13 protein-coding genes are annotated in these 15,105 nt (G+C 71.5%); 8 read left to right on the forward strand and 5 right to left on the reverse strand.

Going from position 1 to position 15,105, the window contains the following annotated elements:
- Position 1 precedes the first annotated feature (1 nt).
- The 4 genes from FB453_RS15205 (at position 2) to FB453_RS15220 (ending at position 5,150) form a co-directional block, all read left to right on the forward strand.
- Positions 2 to 2,101, forward strand: coding sequence for an iron ABC transporter permease (locus FB453_RS15205; protein WP_145791080.1), 2,100 nt, complete (start codon positions 2 to 4; stop codon positions 2,099 to 2,101).
- A gap of 27 nt (positions 2,102 to 2,128) precedes the next feature.
- The gene (locus FB453_RS15210) at positions 2,129 to 3,034 is read left to right on the forward strand and encodes a siderophore-interacting protein (protein ID WP_145790786.1); all 906 of its coding nucleotides are present in this window, start codon (positions 2,129 to 2,131) and stop codon (positions 3,032 to 3,034) included.
- A gap of 131 nt (positions 3,035 to 3,165) precedes the next feature.
- Entirely contained in the window at positions 3,166 to 4,626 is a 1,461-nt protein-coding gene (locus FB453_RS15215; RefSeq protein WP_145790789.1) for an SDR family oxidoreductase, read from the forward strand.
- Positions 4,627 to 4,673: 47 nt separating this feature from the next.
- A complete protein-coding gene (locus FB453_RS15220) occupies positions 4,674 to 5,150 on the forward strand; it encodes a heme-degrading domain-containing protein (RefSeq protein WP_112584538.1) in 477 nt (158 codons plus the stop codon).
- Positions 5,151 to 5,195: 45 nt separating this feature from the next.
- Here FB453_RS15220 and FB453_RS15225 read toward each other — a convergent pair whose 3' ends face one another.
- On the reverse strand, positions 5,196 to 6,572 hold the full coding sequence (locus FB453_RS15225; protein ID WP_186718290.1) for an FAD-dependent monooxygenase family protein: 1,377 nt from the start codon (positions 6,570 to 6,572) through the stop codon (positions 5,196 to 5,198).
- A gap of 552 nt (positions 6,573 to 7,124) precedes the next feature.
- On the opposite strand from FB453_RS15225, the gene FB453_RS15230 reads away from it, so the two are divergent.
- Complete coding sequence (locus FB453_RS15230; RefSeq protein ID WP_486480275.1) at positions 7,125 to 8,186, forward strand: serine hydrolase domain-containing protein; 1,062 nt, start codon at positions 7,125 to 7,127, stop codon at positions 8,184 to 8,186.
- Positions 8,187 to 8,272: 86 nt separating this feature from the next.
- Positions 8,273 to 9,601: an alpha/beta fold hydrolase gene (locus tag FB453_RS15235; RefSeq protein ID WP_145790791.1), complete on the forward strand. Its 1,329-nt coding sequence runs from the start codon at positions 8,273 to 8,275 to the stop codon at positions 9,599 to 9,601.
- Positions 9,602 to 9,665: 64 nt separating this feature from the next.
- On the opposite strand, the gene FB453_RS15240 is transcribed toward FB453_RS15235, so the two are convergent.
- On the reverse strand, positions 9,666 to 10,886 hold the full coding sequence (locus FB453_RS15240; RefSeq protein ID WP_145790793.1) for an MFS transporter: 1,221 nt from the start codon (positions 10,884 to 10,886) through the stop codon (positions 9,666 to 9,668).
- Positions 10,887 to 10,927: 41 nt separating this feature from the next.
- Between FB453_RS15240 and FB453_RS15245 the strand changes: the two genes are divergently transcribed.
- The gene (locus FB453_RS15245; protein WP_145790796.1) at positions 10,928 to 12,037 is read left to right on the forward strand and encodes an ROK family protein; all 1,110 of its coding nucleotides are present in this window, start codon (positions 10,928 to 10,930) and stop codon (positions 12,035 to 12,037) included.
- A gap of 81 nt (positions 12,038 to 12,118) precedes the next feature.
- Here FB453_RS15245 and FB453_RS15250 read toward each other — a convergent pair whose 3' ends face one another.
- The 3 genes from FB453_RS15250 to FB453_RS15260 all read right to left on the reverse strand — a co-directional run bounded on the left by FB453_RS15250 (position 12,119) and on the right by FB453_RS15260 (position 14,359).
- Positions 12,119 to 12,502, reverse strand: a complete 384-nt coding sequence (locus FB453_RS15250; RefSeq protein ID WP_145790798.1) for a MerR family transcriptional regulator — start codon at positions 12,500 to 12,502, stop codon at positions 12,119 to 12,121.
- 108 nt (positions 12,503 to 12,610) lie between these two features.
- A complete protein-coding gene (locus FB453_RS15255) occupies positions 12,611 to 13,063 on the reverse strand; it encodes an Rv0361 family membrane protein (protein WP_145790800.1) in 453 nt (150 codons plus the stop codon).
- 57 nt (positions 13,064 to 13,120) lie between these two features.
- The gene (locus FB453_RS15260; RefSeq protein WP_186718292.1) at positions 13,121 to 14,359 is read right to left on the reverse strand and encodes an Ig-like domain-containing protein; all 1,239 of its coding nucleotides are present in this window, start codon (positions 14,357 to 14,359) and stop codon (positions 13,121 to 13,123) included.
- Positions 14,360 to 14,549: 190 nt separating this feature from the next.
- Between FB453_RS15260 and FB453_RS15265 the strand changes: the two genes are divergently transcribed.
- Positions 14,550 to 15,098: a hypothetical protein gene (locus FB453_RS15265; protein WP_145790805.1), complete on the forward strand. Its 549-nt coding sequence runs from the start codon at positions 14,550 to 14,552 to the stop codon at positions 15,096 to 15,098.
- The last annotated feature ends 7 nt before the right edge of the window (positions 15,099 to 15,105 follow it).

The raw sequence follows: 15,105 nt of genomic DNA on the forward strand, positions 1-15,105 counted from the left end.
GCTGAACGCGCCCCCACGCCCGGTGCCGGCCACCCGGCCGGCTCCGGGCGGACACCAGGCCGTGCCCCGCGTCGCCGTCGTCTTCGTCGCCGCGACCCTGCTGCTGCTCGTGGTCGGCGCCGTGCACCTCACCCAGGGCACCTCGAACGTCGGCGCCCTCGACCTGCTGCGGCTCGCGACCGGCGCGGACGACGAGGCGGCCCGCGTCCTGATCGCGTCGCGGCTGCCGCGGCTGCTCGCCGGGCTCGCCATCGGCGTGGCGCTCGGGTTCGCCGGGGCGGCGTTGCAGTCGATCGCCCGCAACCCGCTCGCGTCCCCCGACACCCTCGCGGTCAACGCGGGCGCCCACCTGGCGATCGTCGCCGTCGCCGCGTTCGGCGTCTCACTGCCGGCGCTGCCCGCCGGCGGCCTCGCCTTCTGCGGCGGGCTGGCCGCCGCCGGTCTGGTGATGGCGATGTCCTCCGGTGGGCAGGCCGGCACCACCCGGCTGATCCTCGCCGGCTCGGCGACCGCGCTGGCGCTCGGGTCGGTGACCACACTGCTGCTGCTCCTGTTCGAGCAGGCCACCATCGGGCTGTTCGCCTGGGGGAACGGCTCGCTGGTGCAGAGCGACCTGACCGCGCTGACCCAACTCGCCCCGGTGATCGTCGGCGCCACCATCGTGCTCGTGCTGCTCGGGCACCGCCTCGACATCCTCGCCCTCGGCGACGACACCGCCACAGTGCTCGGCCTCGACGTGCGGCGCACCCGGCTCACCGTCATGGTGCTGGCCGTGCTGCTCTCCGCCGCGGCCGTCACCCTCACCGGCCCGGTCGGCTTCGTCGGCCTGTGCGCCCCGGTGATCGTCCGGCTGCTCGCCCCAGTGGTGCCGGGCGTACACCGGCACCGCATCCTGCTGCCGTTGTCCGGCATCGCCGGGGTGATCATCGTGCTCGGCTCCGACGTGCTGCTGCGGGCCGTGATGGGCGGGCAGGCCGGGGTCGACATCCCCACCGGCGTGGTCACCACCCTGTTCGGCGCGGCGATCCTCATCTGGCTGGCCCGCCGGCACCGCGACGCCGGCCCCACCCGTCGTCCGCCCGGAGGGCACGCGGCCGTCCGCTCCGCCGCCTTCCACCGCGGCGTCGTCGCCGTCACCGCCGTCCTGACCGTCTGCGCCGTGGCGGTCGGCATGCTCGCCGGTGACACCTGGGTGCTGCTCGGCGACGTCGTCAACTGGGTCAACGGCACCACCGGGCCCGCGTACACCTTTGTGCTGGACCAGCGGTGGCCGCGCGTCGCCGCGGCGGTCCTGGCCGGCGCGGCGCTCGCGGTCGCCGGCACCACAGTGCAGGCGGTCTGCCGCAATCCGCTGGCCGAACCCGGCATCCTCGGCATCACCGCCGGCGCCGGACTCGGCGCCGTCTCCCTGCTCACCTTCGTGCCGCTGGCCGGGGTGTGGGCCGTCTCCGGCGTCGCCGGGCTCGGCGCGATGCTGGCGTTCGCCCTGGTCTACGGCCTGGCCTGGCGCGGCGGACTGAGCTCCGACCGACTGGTGCTGATCGGTTTCGGCGCCTGGCAGGGCGGCATGGCGGTCATCACCTACCTGGTCGTGGCCTTCGACCCGTGGAACACCGGGAAGGCGTTGACCTGGCTGTCCGGCTCCACCTACGGCCGGATGCCCACCCAGGTGCTGCCGGTGCTGATCGCCCTGCTGGTGCTCACCCCGGCCGTGGTCGCCGCCCGCCGGGAACTCGACCTGATGGCGCTGGACGACGACACCCCCCGGGTGCTGGGCGTCCGGCTCGAACGCACCCGGTTGATCGCCCTCGGCGCGGCGGCGCTGCTCACCTCCACCGCCGTCTCGGCCGTCGGGGTCATCGGTTTCGTCGGTCTGGTCGCCCCGCACGCCGCGCGGGCGCTCGTCGGCGGCCGGCACTCCCGGGTGCTCCCGGTGGCCGCCCTGCTTGGCGCGGCGCTGGTCAGCATCGCCGACACCCTCGGTCGGACGGTCATCGCTCCGGCCCAGATCCCCGCCGGTCTGGTCACCGCCATGATCGGCACCCCGTACTTCGTCTGGCTGCTGTGGCGCTCCCGCGCCGTGGCGAGCACCACCCGGTAGACGCGAGCCCGAGTCGAGAGAGGCACCATGACCGAGACCCTGCCCATCGCCCCGTGGCGCGTGTTCGCCGTCACCGTCCGGGCGGTACGTCGCCTGAGCCCGTCCTTCACCCGGGTGACCTTCACCGGGGCGGACCTGGACCGCTTCGCCGACAACGGTTACGACCAGCGGATCAAACTGGCGCTGCCGCTGCCCGGTCAGGACCGGGCGACCCTGCCGGACGGCGCGGACTGGTACGCGACGTGGCGGGCCCTGCCCGAGCACCTGCGTAACCCGATACGCACCTACACGGTGCGGGCGGTCCGCCCGCACCTGGCCGAGGTCGACGTCGACCTGGTGCTGCACGGCGACAGTGGCCCGGCGACGCGCTGGGCTCGGCGGGCCAGCGTCGGCGACGAGATCGCCCTGGTCGGGCCGGATGCCGGCTTCGACGGCAACCACGGCGGGGTCGAGTTTCGACAGTCCACCGGCGGCACGGTGCTGCTGGCTGGGGACGAGACCGCCGTGCCGGCGATCAGCAGCATCTGCGAGCGGCTCCCCCTCGACACCCGGGGCACTGTCGTGCTGGAGGTGCCCGACGCCGCCGACGTGCTGCCGCTGCTCGCGCCGCCTGGCGTCGAGGTCCGCTGGCTGGCCCGGGGCGCCGACGGGTACGGCAGCCGGCTGGTGCCGGCCGTCGTCGCGGCGGCCGGGGAACTGCTGGCCCCCGGCGCCTCGACGGCCGCCCAACCCGTGCCGGACGTCGACGTGGAAACCGAGATCCTGTGGGAGGTGCCCGAGCAGGTGGCCTCGGCGCCGCTCTACGCGTGGCTGGCCGGGGAGGCCGGCGTCATCCGTAACCTGCGCCGGCACCTCGTCGCCGAGCGGGGTATGGACCGGCGGGCGGTGGCCTTCATGGGCTACTGGCGTCTCGGCCACACCGACGCCGACTGACAGCGCCGCGAGGCGCACCACGCCGAGCGGCCGCGAGGTGCGTCGGAGGCCGTGAGGCGCGTACCGTTTCGGGTCGGACTTGGGGCGGGTCGGCTGGAGCCGGCACGGGATACGGGACGAGACAACGACGCATGACGGTGGACAACATTACCGAAAACGGTCAAGAGGGTATTGACCGAAGCCGGCTGGAGGCCTGCCTCAGCGTCTTCGAGGCGTTGGAGGCGCTGCCCTCCGACCACCCCGACGTGGTGCAGGTGCAGCGGGCCACCGCCCGGCTCTACAAGGTGATCAAGCAGCGGCGGCGGGAGGAGCGGCGGGACGCCATCCTCGCCGCCGACCGCGCGGTGACCGAGGCCACCGCCACCGGCGCTCCTGGGCGAATCGACGACGAGACACAGGGCATTCCGCTCGCGTCCTCCGTCGCGGGCGAGACGGCCGGCTTCCTGCACAACCCGCGCGGCTGCTACGTCTGCAAGCAGCGCTACCGCGAGGTGGACGCCTTCTACCACCAGCTCTGCCCGTCCTGCGCCGCCCTGAACCGGGAGCGCCGCGACGCCCGCACCGACCTGACCGCCCGGCGTGCGCTGCTCACCGGCGGCCGGGCCAAGATCGGCATGTACATCGCGCTGCGGCTGCTGCGCGACGGCGCGCACACGACGGTGACGACCCGGTTCCCGCACGACGCGGTCCGCCGCTTCGCCGCGATGCCCGACAGCGCGGACTGGCTGCACCGTCTGCGCATCGTCGGGATCGACCTACGCGACCCCGCCCAGGTGATCGCGCTCGCCGACGATGTCAGCAGCCAAGGCCCCCTCGACATCCTGATCAACAACGCGGCGCAGACCGTCCGCCGGTCCCCCGGGGCGTACGCGCAGCTCATCGCCGCCGAGGCCGCGGCCCTGCCGGACGGCCCGCTGCCGGAGCTGATCACGTTCGCCAAGCCGGACGGGCAGGGCGGCCCGGTGGGCAGCCTGACCGCAGGGCCACAGTCGACAGCGCTCACCCCGCACGCGCTCACCGCGCTGGCGCTGACCAGCGGCTCGGCCTCGCCGGAACGGATCGCGGCGTCCACGGCCATCGACGCCGGAGGTCTCGTGCCCGACCTCGACTCGGTCAACAGCTGGGTCCAGCGGGTCCAGGAGGTGGACCCGGTCGAGCTGCTCGAAGTGCAGCTGTGCAACGTCACCGCGCCGTTCGTGCTGGTCAGCCGGTTGCGCCCGGTGATGGCCGCCGCGTCGGCCCGCCGCAAGTACGTGGTGAACGTGTCGGCGATGGAGGGCCAGTTCGGCCGCGGTTACAAGGGGCCGGGGCACCCGCACACCAACATGGCCAAGGCGGCGCTGAACATGCTGACCCGCACCAGCGCCGAGGAGATGTTGACCGACGGCATCCTGATGACCAGCGTCGACACGGGCTGGATCACCGACGAACGCCCTCACCCGACGAAGATGCGGCTGGCCGACGAGGGCTTCCACGCCCCACTGGACCTGGTCGACGGAGCGGCCCGGGTGTACGACCCGATCGTCCGCGGCGAGCAGGGCGAGGATCTGTACGGCTGTTTTTTGAAGGACTACGCGCCCTGCGCCTGGTGATCGCCCCGCAGGACGAGGACGATCGCCCGCACCAAAAGGAGAAGAACATGTCAGCTGACCGTGAATCGTGGCCGACGCTGGACGAGCTGCTGCGCGAGGAGAACGAGCTGGAGCTCGCGGGTCTGTCCGAGACCGACGCGTACGAGCTGGGGATGCTCGCCGTCACCGCCGCGACCGAGCAGCGGCTGCCGGTATCGGTGGGCGTGTGGCGGGCCGGGCGGCAGCTGTTCCACTGTGGCCTGCCGGGGTCGACGGCGGACAATGACGCGTGGCTGCGCCGCAAGGGGCGGGTGGTGATGCGGTTCGAGCACTCCTCGCTCTACATGGCCCGGCTGTGCCAGGACAAGCAGGTGACGCTGGCAGAGAGGTTCGGCCTGCCGGCCTCGCGGTACGCGGCGGCCGGGGGCGCGGTGCCGCTGCGCGTGCGTGGCACCGGTGTGGTGGGCTGGGTCGGTGTCTCCGGGCTGCCGCAGCTGGACGACCACCGTTTCGTGGTCGACATCCTCCGCAAGCTCCCCCGGTAAGGGGCTGTCCCGGCGGCCTCCTGCCGAGGCCGCCGGGTCACCCGCTCAGTGTGTGCGCCGGTTGGCCCGCAGGGCGCCCAGGAGCACGCTGGGCCGGGCCAGTGAGCGCGGGTGCTCGCGCATGGAAACCACGTCGTTGAACCGCCGCGCGGTCGCCACGTCCGTGACGGTCGCGGCGATGATCTGCCCACTGGCCCACCTGGAGAGCCGATAGCCGCGCGGGTAGGGCCCGTCGACGTGGGGCAACGCCAGGTCCGCCGAGGTGGAGAGCGACCAGGCGGCGTCGACCACGACCTTCTGGAGCGCGAGGTAGTGGCGCGCGGGCGCCCGCAGATCCGGACCGGACCGCAGGTACGTCGACAGGCAGGCCGCGTGCAGGGCCGCCGCCGTCATTCCCTGCCCGTACACCGGGTTGAACGACGCGACGGCGTCGCCGACGCTGATCAGACCGGCCGGGAACCGCTTGAGCGCGTGGAAGTCCCGTCGCCGGCTGTCGGCGTGGTGGTAGGTCTGGACGTCACCGATCATCTCCTGGTCGGCAACCTCGCCGAACTCCGGTGGGAACTGCTCGCGTAGGCGACGGACGAAGTCGTCGGCGGTGCGCCCCGGGCGGTCCTTGCCGTAACCGGCCATCATGGCCATCCACCGGCCGTCCTCGATGGCGAAGAACGCAGCCCCGGCCACGTCCACCTGCGCCCTGGCGGTGTTCAAAGCCAGCACGACCGTCGAGTCCGGCGTCACCTCCGGGCGACGGAACAGGGCGGTCGCGTAGTTGAGGTGCACTGTCATCCGCCGGGTGACCGGCCGGTCCCAGTCGGCCTGCTCCAGCCAGTCCGACAGTTTGCTGGACCGCCCCATGGCATCCACCACGAGGTCACCGCGCTCGACACCGGGCACCCCGCTGACCTCACAGCGGACCCCGGTGACAGCGGAGCCGTCGAACACGAGGCCGGTGGCGCGAGCGGTGATCGTCTTGACGTTGGGCAGTCGGAGCACCTGCTGGCGGATCAGGCCCTCCAGCAGCGGCCGACTGCCCGCCAGACTGTCGGCGTCGTCGGGGACGACGACCTTCAGACGTCCGTCGAGGTAGTTGCGCCGGGCCGCGGGCGGCGCCTCGACCGCTCCGCGCGCCAGTGCCTCGTCGCGGAATCCGGGAAACAGCCGCTCCAGCTGGAAGAGGCCGCCGGGCAGCAGCGCGTGCAACTGCGTCCCCTGGGGTACGCCGGGCCGCGCGCCGGTCACCTGCGGGTCGTCCCGGTCGATGATGACGACGGTGTCGGCGTGGTCGGACAGCACCCGGGCGGCCAGCAGACCGGCGACACTGCCGCCGACCACGACGGCCGTGCCCATCGTCGGGGACGGCTGGTCAGGGGGTCGAGCCGCATTCAGCTCTGCGAAGACCCGGGACGGGGAGAGGGACATCGTGCTCTCCAAGGGGGTAACGGGGTGTGTGCCCTCCCCGGTTACTGTCCGCGACCGCGCGCGGACAGACCGGTGGACGGTCGTTCGACGTTTTGCCCGCCGATCGTCGCACAACCACCTGAACGGCAACCGGCTGTGTCCGCCAGATGACGGCCTGTTGACCGGTGGGCCGGACGGGTCCGACGTTCGGACGGGTCAGGTGGCGCGTACCCTGGCCGGCTGTCACGATTTCCGGCATGTCCGTTGCACGTCGAACTCTGCTCGGGGCCGGCCTGGCCGCTGCGGCCTCCGCCCTTACCGGTTGCGGTGCCACCGGCGCGCCGAACCCCGGTTCGGCCGGCCCTGGCGACGCGGCGACCGGGAAGGGCGCCACCGGCAGCCGGGCCGGATTTGGTCCGGCGGGAGACGCCGGGCCGCCGCTCAGGGCACCGGACGCACCGGTCGGCGGCAACCCACCAGTTCGTGAGGCCCGCTACGCGCAGGACGTGACCGTCCTGCTTCGGCGACACCTGCCCGCGACACCGCAGACCGTGCAACACAAGGGTTTTCCCGGTGCTGTCGCTCTCGTTCTGGTGGGCGGGGAAGGTGACGGTGCACAGCGCTGTCGGTGAGGCGTTGCGTTATTCGGCGGGTCCGAAGCTGCTCGCGGCCAACCAGCGCGTCGCGATGCGCCGGGACTCCATCTTCGACCTCGCCTCGGTCACCAAGGTATACACGGCCATCCTGCTGTTGCAGCAGGTCGACAAGGGGCGTGTCGACCTCGGCGCTCCGGTGCGCGACTACCTGCCCGCCTTCACCGGCGCGGGCAAGGAGCGGATCACCGTCGAGATGCTGCTCACCCACACCAGCGGCCTTCCCGTCGGCGCCAAGGTCACCGGCCTGCCCGACAACGCGGCCCGCTGGAACGCCGTGCTCGGCACGCCGCTGGTCTCCGGCGCCGTGCCGGCAAAGACGTTCCGCTATTCCAGCGTCGGGCTCATGGTCGCCGGCAAGATCGTCGAGAAGGTCACCGGCCAGCGGCTCGATCAGGCGCTCAAAACCAACCTGACCGACCCGCTCGGCCTGCGCGACACCGGCTTCAACCCGAACGGCTGGCTGTCGGCCGCCGCGAAGGCCAGCCGGCTGGTCGCCACCGACGCCCGCTCGTCCCGGGGGCTACTCCGTGGCGTCGTCCACGACGACGTCGCCAATCACCTCGGTGGCATTGCCGGCCACGCCGGCATCTTCGCCTCCGCGACCGATCTCGCTGCCATCGGTCAGCTGCTCCTCAACGAGGGCACCCACCGGAGCGAGCGGATCCTCGCCGCGGCGACGGTGCGCCGGATGCTCACCAACCACAACGCCGGCAAACCCGCCATCGACCCCGAGCGCTCCAATCGGACCTCGGCGCACGGCCTCGGCGTCGTCCTCGACCAGAGCTGGTTCATGGGGAAGCTCGCCTCGGCCCGGACCTTCGGCCACACCGGATTCGCCGGCCCCTCGCTGCTGGTCGCCCCCGACCGCAAACTCGTCCTGGCGCTGCTCACCAACCGCGCGCACCCCAACTGGAGCTGGTCGAACCCCGACCCGGTCCGCGCCGCCGTCGGCGACCTGCTCGCCACAAAGGTCAACTGACCGGAAGGTGTGGACCATCGCTCCCCACCCTGACACGATACTTGCGCTAGCAGTGCAAATACTTCGTCCGTCCAGGTGGAGGATCGATGCACACATCTCGCCGGAGCCTGCTGTCCGTGTTGGCCGGGGTCGCCCTCGCGGCCAGCCTGTCCGCCGTCGCCGTTCCACGCACCGCCGAAGCCGCCGCCACACCGACGTACCGTCCAGTGATCTTCGTACACGGCAGCGCGGGATCGGCGGCGCAGTTCGAGACCCAGGCCAAACGGCTGGCCAGCAACGGGTACCCGATCGACATCATCGAAGCCCACGAGTACGACTCCCCGAACGTCGCGACGATCCTGCCCCAGGTGTACGCGGGACTCGACGCACGGATCTCCCGCCTGCTGGCGGCCACCGGCGCGGACCGGGTCGACCTCGTCGCGCACTCACTGGGCACCTTCGTCTCGCAGGCCTATCTCAACAGCTCACCGGAGCGTGCCGCCCGGGTCGCGCACTACGTCAACCTGGACGGGCGCCCCGCGATCTCCCCGCCGGGTGGTGTGCCCACGCTCGCCATCTGGGGCGAGGGTGACCCGGCCCGCGCCGTCGTCGGCGCGACCAACGTGCATCTGCCGGACCAGTCGCACACCCAGACCGTGTCGTCGGCGGAGTCGTTCACCGAGATCTTCGGCTTCCTCCGGGGCCGCGCGCCCCACACGACGCGGATCGTGCCGCAACTCTTCGGCGCCGCCCGCGTCTCCGGCCGCGCCGTGCTCTTCCCGAGCAACGTCGGTGTCACTGGTGCAACTCTTGAGGTCTACCCGGTCAGCCCGCTGACCGGCGGCCGACTGTCGCACCGGCCCGCGCATCGGCTGTCACTCGGCGGCGACGGCTCGTTCGGCCCTCTCCCGGTGCTCGCCACGGCTCGCTACGAGTTCGCCATCGTGCGCCCGGGCGCCGCGACGCACCACTTCTACTTTCAGCCGTTTCTCCGCTCGGATTCGTTGGTGCGCCTGGCGACCAGCGAGCCGGGCGAGGGCCTCAGCGGCCTGGTTGAGACCAGCGACCGGCACACAGCGCTCACGATCCAACGGCAGAAGGAGTGGTGGGGCGACCAGGGCGACGCCGGCGACCACCTCTGGATCAACGGCAGGGACGTCCTGAACGCGGCGAACACACCCCGCGCCAAGCGGACGATCGGCATCTTCGCCTTCGACGACGGCAGCGACGGCGTCACCGACCTGACGGCCCCGTTGCCGGAGTTCTTCAGCCAGACCTTCATCACCGGCATGGACGTCTTCGTTCCGGCAACACCGGCACACCTCGGCCTGGTACGGATCACCGTGGGCCAACGCGGCGGCGGCTACGAGGTGATCAACGTGCCCAACTGGAGGTCGAGCACCGACCGGGTGACGGTCAGCGTGGACGACTTCTGACCGCGTCTCGCGGACGGCCCGGCCACCTCAGGTCGAGACGGTGGCCGGGCCCCGCTCGCACTCGTCAGACGGTGGCCGGGACCCGTTCGCGCACTCGTCGCCCGACGGCGAAGCTGACCAACCCCAGGATCAACCCGACGATCGCCAGCGCGACGCCCACCCGGGCCGGCGCGAGGTAACCGAGGCCGGCGGCGATGGCGACGCTGCCCAGCGCGGCACCCAGGCTGTTCGCGATGTTCATGGCCGACTGGTTGAGCGCCGCGCCCATCAGTTGCGCTCCCGGGGCGACGGTGATCAGGCGCGCCTGCAGGACCGGACCGAGATAGAGGCTGGTCGCACCGACCAGGAACGCGCCCACGAACAGACCGACGCGGGACGACGCCACGAGACTGAACACGGCGATGCTCACGATCATCGCCACGAAACCGATGACCATGCTCCGGTGGAGGTCACGGTCCGCCAGCCAGCCGCCCAGGGCGTTGCCGACGGTCATCCCGAGACCCACCGCGACCAATGCCCACGGCACCGTCGCGGCGGAGAGGCCGGTGACGTCGGTGGTGACCGGAGCGATGTAGGTGTTCACCGCGAAGAAGCCGGCGAAACCGACTGCGCCGGTCGCGGCGACCAGCCAGACCTGCGGGGTCCGCAGCGCCCGCAACTCGGTGGCCGGCGAGCCGTCGACCGCCGCGGCGACCTCCGGCACGACCGCCAGCACCGCCAGCAGGGTGAGCACGAAGAAGCCGGCGATGACCAGGTACGCGACCCGCCAGTCGACGGCCTGCCCGAGCCGCGTGATGAGGGGTACGCCGACCAGGTTGCTCACTGTCAGACCGCCGAGCACCGTGGCGAAACCACGGGCCTCGTTACCGGGGCCCATCAGGGTCGCCGCGAGCAGACCCGCCGCACCGAAGTACGCGCCGTGCGGCAGCGCCGCCGCGAACCGGGCCACCAGCACCAGGTCGAAGGTGGGGGCGAGCGCGGACGCGACAGTGCCGACGGCGAACAGCACGAGCAGCCCGAGAACGAGCTTCTTGCGGGGCAGACGCGCGCTCAACGCGGCGATCAGCGGCGCGCCGACGACCACGCCGAGCGCGTACGCGGTGATCATCCAACCCGCCCGGGCGACGGCGTCCGACGACGACTGCGCGTACTCGTGCGGGAGCAGACCGCGGGCGATGTCGGGCAGCAGCCCCATCGCCACGAACTCGGTCAGGCCGACCGCGACGCCGCCCAGTGCCAGGGCGGCCAGCGCCGCCAACCGTCGACCTCTACTCAACTCGATCACCAAAAAAATTTAGCAACAGCGTTGCGTAATAGGGTGGTGAGATGACTCGCGTCACTGCCGACGTCACCTTCCTCCGCGGGTACAACCAGGCGCTGGTTATGGCGGTGGGGCGCACGGCTCGCACGTTCGAGCGCGCGACAGTGGTCGAGGCCACCGGCCTGACACCACAGGCGGTCTCCAAGGTCATCGCCCGGCTGACCGCCGACGGCCTGATCCGCCCCGCCGGCGTCCGGCGCCCGGGCATCGGCAAGCCCGCTGTCATCTACGAACTGGTCCCGGACAGCCGGTACGCGATCGGCGCCCACGTGGCCCGACGCACGCTCCGGCTCGTCCTGGTCGACCTGGCCGGCACCGTGCACCACTCGGCGGTCAGTCCACTGCCCCGCGACTTCACCCCGGAGCAGCTCCTCGACGCCCTGAGCGTCGGCATCGACACGATGGCCGGCATCGGCGACCTGCGCAGCCGGCTCACCGGGCTGGGCATCGGCATGATCGGCCCACTCGACCACGCCAACGGCCTGGTCCGCGACGCCCACGGCCTGCGGCACTGGCACGACATACCGCTGCGCGAGATCGCCGAAAAGCACCTCGGCCTCCCCGTCCACCTGGACAAGGACGTCACCGCGGGGATCACGGCCGAGGCCTGGCGGCACGGCGCGACGTTCGGCGACGCGGCCCTCATCATGGTCGAGTCCGGCATCGGCGGCGGCTTCTGGCTGGGCGGCGCGGCCCACCGGGGAGCGCACACCAACGCGGGCGAGTTCGGCCACACGGTCGTCGACCTGACCGGGCCCCGCTGCGTCTGCGGCCGGCACGGGTGCCTGGAGATCGTGCACCACCGGGCCGCCGAGGCTGGAGACATCGCACACGCCGCCCGCGTGCTGGCCGTCGGCGTCGTCAACCTGCTCCAGACCCTCGACCTCGCCCACGTGGTGCTGGCCGGCGCGGACCTCCTCCGACACTCGCAGACCTATCTCGCGGCGGTCACCGAGGCCGTCGGGGCGGACGCCCGGCGCGCGGACTGGCTCAGCACCAGGGTGGCCCTGTCCAGCCTCGGCGCGGACGTGATCGCCGCGGGCGCGGCGATGCAGGTCCTCGACCAGCACTACGGCATCCCGGAGCTGGCCCATCCCTTGATCGTTGGCAGTTGAGCAGCTCGACACGCCGAGCGACGCCCTGCTGAGCTGCCACCGATCGACGCAGGGTCAAAAGCCGGCGACGGGACTGCGTCGCTACGCCACCGCGGCGTCGGTGTCCGTTCGGGTGCAACCGTTTGTCGGGCTCTCGCTGAGCGCGATGACCTCGTCGAGCCGCTTGCGCGCCTGCCGGAGTTGAGTGATCTGCCGATCGATGCGGTCGCGTTCGGCGCGGAGCATGGCCCGCGACTGCGGTGTGTTGACCTTCGCGTCGACGCAGGGCAGCAGGTCCAGGATGGTTCGGCTGGACAGGCTGGCGGCGTACAGCATCTGGACCAGATACACCCGGTCGACCGCGTCGTCGAGGTAGTGCCGCTGCCCGCCACTGCTCCGTGCGGCAGAAAGGAGGCCCTGCTCCTCGTAGTAGCGCAGGGCTCGTACCGACACCCCGGTCTTCGTGGCCAGTTCCCCGATCCGCATCGACCCTCCCCCGGCCGGTGACGCCGGTCACACAGCCTTGCCCCTCACGTGAACGTCAGGTTTTACCGTAGCTCGCATACCGACTCTCATGCAGCGCGGCGCGGTGACTCACTGACAGACGCGCCAGTCGCCGTCCTCCTTGACCAGCGCGACCCCCTGCGTGAACCTCGCACCGGTGGCCGCCTGGACCGCCTCGACCTGGACGGTCCCGGTGACCCGCCCGTTGTAGTTGTTGACGTTCACGCCGGTGATCTCGTAACTGCTGATCTTCAACTGCGCGCTCTGGATCCGGGCGAAGTCCTCCTGCGGCATGGTGTCGCGCACCCGGTCGCACAGCCGCCCGTACGCGCCCGCGTAGTTGCCGGCCTGCACGTCGTCGAGGTAGGCAGTCGCCACCACCCGGACCGGTTCGACGGTGTCCTTGACCGAGCGGTAGAGCCAGAGGCCGACGCAGGTGCCGACCACACAGCACAAGGCCAGCAGGGCGCCGACGACGATCAGGACCGTACGAAGTGTCCGGTTGGGCCTCGGAGCGGGAACCATCATCGGCTCGTACGTCATGGCCCGGAGGGTAGGGCCGCCGGGCAAGCGGCGAGAGCCCGCCGGGCAGCCGGTGGTTCAGCCTGCGGAGTCGGACGGCCCCGGCGTCGGCACGCCACCGGTGACCGCAGGCCCGGGCGACGCCGGTCGCAGATCCGCGGGTACGGGCAGGGCACTGCCCTTGACGAACTGTCCCCAACTGGTGTTCCAGGCCGTCCAGCCGTTGCCCGGCTGGAGGCGGACCTCGGTGCCGGTGAAGGTGACCAGGTCACCGACCTGGGTGACGCCCATCAACCAGTCGGCGTTGGCCGCCGAGATGTTCGTGCAGCCGTGCGAGACGTTGCGGTGTCCCTGATCCGACACCGACCAGGGTGCCCCGTGGATGAACTCGCCGCCCCAGGTGAGCCGTTGCGCGTCCTTGACGTTCACCACGTAGCCGCCGTTCGGCTCGCCCCGCGTGTCGAACGTGGTGTCCTGGTGCTTCTCCATGATCACCATCTTGCCGCTGGACGTGGGGGTGCTGCGCTTGCCGAGGCTGACCGGGATCCTGCGGATCAGCTTGCCGTCGCGCAGCACGCGCATCTGCTTGGTGGCGTTGTCGACTTCGAGCGCCACCTGCCGTCCGATCCGGGACGTCGCGGTGCGGTCGGCGTCACCGATGCGGTTCTTGCCGATGGGCAGGCCCTCCAGGCCGGCCCGGACGCTGATGGTCGTGCCCGGCCGCCAGAAGTCGGGAGCCCGGTAGTAGACCTGGCTGCCGTCGTCCACCCAGGACCAGGCGCCCGGCTGGGCCGGCTTCGTGGTGACGAACAACCGACGCTGCACGTCGGCGCGGGCCGCCCTGGCGATGGGCGGATCGAAGCCGATGGTCACCGGCATGGCCGTGCCGTACGTCTGTTTGTCGGCGAAGTACAGGGTGCTGCTCACCTGCGGCTTCGTCGACGCCGCCGCGGTAGTGAAGGTGGTGGTGCGGGTGGCGGTCCGCCCGGAGTCGCCGGTGGCGGTCACCGACGCGGTGTAGGTGTGCTGCGGCCGCAACGGAGTGGTCGGCACCCAGGCCGAGCCGTCCGCGCGTGGCTCCGCCCTGACCAAGGTGCCGGTGTCGTCGACGATGCGGACGGTGGTGATCTTGCCGCCCCTGACGAGCGGCACCACCTCGGCGCTGAGTGGCACGTTCCGGGAGAGGTCGGCGGGCGTGAGGGTCAGTTCGGGCGAGGGCACCACCTGCTCGGCCTGACGCACGGCGGCCTTTCGCTCGGTGGTGCACCCACCGACGACCAGCGGTGTCGCCGCGACGGTCACCGCAACGAGCGCCATACGCCTTCGTAAACCCATCGAACGTCCCCCGGCTTCCGCGTGCTCCGTGGCGGCAATTCTCTCCGCGTCGACGGCGCCCTGCGCTGTTTCCGGAAATCACGCAACGAAGGGGGGAACGTTCGGGCGCGGCACGCGGTCCGGGTCCGTCGGCTGCGCTTCCCTTTTGTGATCCTCGGGGCATCGAAGCGTGATGCCGCAGTGGAATGCTGCCGACATGCGTGGAAGACGACGTACGTGGATTCTGCTCCCGCTTCCCCTCCTTATCCTGACCGCCTGCTCGCCTGCGGAGCAGCCGATTGTCGCTCTCGCCGTCCAGGACGGCCGGCCGGTCGGCGTACTGTTCACCTGCGACGACCGTGACGCCAATATCCGTGTGTTCGAGAACGACCATAAGGGTGAACCGGGCAAACGATCCCTGATCAGGTGGCGCATCGGCGGCCCGCCCGCGAGCGAGGTCGTCGAGGTGGCGCTGTTGGGTCAGCCGCCGGAGGGCTGGGAGGTCGCCGACGCTGTCGACAGCCTTGCGACCGAGGTGGACGTCGAGCTGCTCACCGAATTTCGGGCCGGGGTCACCTACACCCTCGACGGGTCAAGCCGCAGCGAGGCCCTCTCGGTGGACTTCACCCTCGCGGACCTGCCACGGATCGGCCCGGATCAGGTGTTGGCGCCGCGCGAACACAACTCGACGAAGGTCGTGTCCCGGGAGACTTTCCTACGCAAGGCACGCGACCGCTGCTGACCCGACA

This window comes from Micromonospora sp. CNZ322 (assembly GCF_007827755.1).

Excerpts from the sequence above, each read along its gene's own strand:
- FB453_RS15210 (WP_145790786.1), top strand. The coding sequence starts at position 2,129 with ATGACCGAGACCCTGCCCATCGCCCCGTGGCGCGTGTTCGCCGTCACC.
- FB453_RS15235 (WP_145790791.1), top strand. The coding sequence starts at position 8,273 with ATGCACACATCTCGCCGGAGCCTGCTGTCCGTGTTGGCCGGGGTCGCC.
- FB453_RS15265 (WP_145790805.1), top strand. The coding sequence starts at position 14,550 with ATGCCGCAGTGGAATGCTGCCGACATGCGTGGAAGACGACGTACGTGG.
- FB453_RS15260 (WP_186718292.1), bottom strand. The coding sequence starts at position 14,359 with ATGGCGCTCGTTGCGGTGACCGTCGCGGCGACACCGCTGGTCGTCGGT.
- FB453_RS15245 (WP_145790796.1), top strand. The coding sequence starts at position 10,928 with ATGACTCGCGTCACTGCCGACGTCACCTTCCTCCGCGGGTACAACCAG.
- FB453_RS15215 (WP_145790789.1), top strand. The coding sequence starts at position 3,166 with ATGACGGTGGACAACATTACCGAAAACGGTCAAGAGGGTATTGACCGA.
- FB453_RS15220 (WP_112584538.1), top strand. The coding sequence starts at position 4,674 with ATGTCAGCTGACCGTGAATCGTGGCCGACGCTGGACGAGCTGCTGCGC.
- FB453_RS15250 (WP_145790798.1), bottom strand. The coding sequence starts at position 12,502 with ATGCGGATCGGGGAACTGGCCACGAAGACCGGGGTGTCGGTACGAGCC.
- FB453_RS15225 (WP_186718290.1), bottom strand. The coding sequence starts at position 6,572 with ATGTCCCTCTCCCCGTCCCGGGTCTTCGCAGAGCTGAATGCGGCTCGA.
- FB453_RS15255 (WP_145790800.1), bottom strand. The coding sequence starts at position 13,063 with ATGACGTACGAGCCGATGATGGTTCCCGCTCCGAGGCCCAACCGGACA.